This is a genomic window from Deltaproteobacteria bacterium, assembly GCA_016874735.1.
Taxonomy (GTDB): Bacteria; Bdellovibrionota_B; Oligoflexia; order Oligoflexales; family CAIYRB01; genus CAIYRB01.
Window position 1 is genome coordinate 1 of record VGTI01000164.1, and the last position, 1,638, is coordinate 1,638.

A 1,638-nucleotide genomic window follows, 5' to 3' on the forward strand; every position below is an offset into this window, starting at 1 on the left:
AATATGGGCTGGGACTCAACAAAATTCTTAGCACTGTACATGCGTACCCAACGTTGGTAGAGGCAAACAAGTACGCGGCGGGAGTGTGGCGTAAGGCGCATGCACCGGCTTCAGCCTTGCGCTGGCTCGAAAAGTATCATGATTGGCGTCGCGGTGACGCTAGGGATCGCAGCTAACCCAAAGTAATTGAGGGGATTTAGGGGTCTTATATGAAACAAAAATGGAATTTGATGGCAACCTTGGGGGCGCTCTGGCTGACAGTATCCGCGGCCACAGCCTCCGGCTTTGATCATACGCACCAGGACTACGGCCAAACTTTGTCGGTTTACCTGGTAGACGGTCAGGTCAGGTACGCGGAGCTTAAGGATGCGTTGGAGAAGACCCAAGATCACCCGTTCCAGCGTTACCTGAAGTCACTACAAGGGGTAGACCGGGCGCAGTTTGATGCCTTTACCCCGAACCAGCAAAAGGCATTTCTGATTAATGCTTACAATAGCCTGACGATTAAGCTGATCCTGGATCACTACCCAGTTGCCAGCATCCGCGACATTGGGGGGTTATTCGGTAATCCCTGGAAGCTTGAGTTCTTCTCCTTACTAGGTGGCGCCATAAAATCCCTCGATCCTATTGAACACGAGTACCTGCGTCCCATTTACAAAGACTACCGCATTCATGCTGCCGTCAACTGTGCATCGCGCTCTTGTCCCGAGCTGCGTGGGGAGCCTTATGTTGCCGCGCATTTAGACCGTCAGCTGGATGAGCAGATGGCACGTTGGCTGCACGACCCATCACGTAACAAAGTCGACCGTTCCAGCCGTAAGATGCTTCTCTCAAAGATTTTTGATTGGTACCGTGACGACTTTGTTAATTACGGTGGTAGTATAGATGCGGTGATTCAAAGACATGCTGGAGATATATACGCCAGCGCAATTGCATCTAAATTCGCGACTGATTATCTGCCTTACTCTTGGCAGCTCAATGAGTACAAAAGCGCGAGATAGTCGCCAGCTTTTGAGTTGTAGTATGATCGATGGCCCATTTCGTAGAGTTTTGCCGCAGTTTACCGGAGGCCTGATTAGGCTATACGCCCGCATAGGCGTCACGCCAAATATGATCAGCCTCCTTGGACTCGCGCTAGCTACGTTGGCGGGTCTTTTTTGTGTCCGGGAAATGCCCCTAGCAGCGGTAACTCTGTGGTGGGCGAGTCGATTACTCGACGGTACCGATGGCATATACGCTCGGGCCACAGGGCAGACGAGTGAATTTGGCGCTTATCTCGATATTGTTTGTGACATGGCTGCCAACACGCTCATGGTGCTCGCATTTATGAGGGCCTTCCCCGCACTTCGATGGGAGTGGTCCCTCGTTCTGTCGCTTTACATCCTGTGCATTACTAGTGCGCTGGCTCTTGGGGCACTGGAAGAAAAGCGGCGGCCACATCGAGCGGATAATCGTGGACTCCGTCTTGCTGCCGGCTTGGCAGAGGGCGGTGAGACCGCAATTGCCTACACTCTGTTTTTATTATGTTCCAGCGCCATAGTGCCTTTGGTCCATGTGTGGATAGCGCTACTGGCGGTGACAATCGTTTCGAGGACCATGCTTGCGCGGCGTATTCTTTCGCTAGAGGCCACAGTCCGC

General features: G+C 52.6%; 2 protein-coding genes. Both read left to right on the top strand.

What is annotated here, in order from left to right; translation table 11 throughout:
- Nucleotides 1-209: 209 nt before the first annotated feature.
- Nucleotides 210-1,001, top strand: coding sequence for a DUF547 domain-containing protein (locus FJ146_19990; GenBank protein MBM4254254.1), 792 nt, complete (start codon nt 210-212; stop codon nt 999-1,001).
- A partial coding sequence (locus FJ146_19995; protein ID MBM4254255.1) for a CDP-alcohol phosphatidyltransferase family protein occupies nt 904-1,638 on the top strand: 735 nt, incomplete at its 3' end. The genes FJ146_19990 and FJ146_19995, both read left to right, overlap by 98 nt.

Excerpts from the sequence above, each read along its gene's own strand:
- FJ146_19990 (MBM4254254.1), top strand. The coding sequence starts at position 210 with ATGAAACAAAAATGGAATTTGATGGCAACCTTGGGGGCGCTCTGGCTG.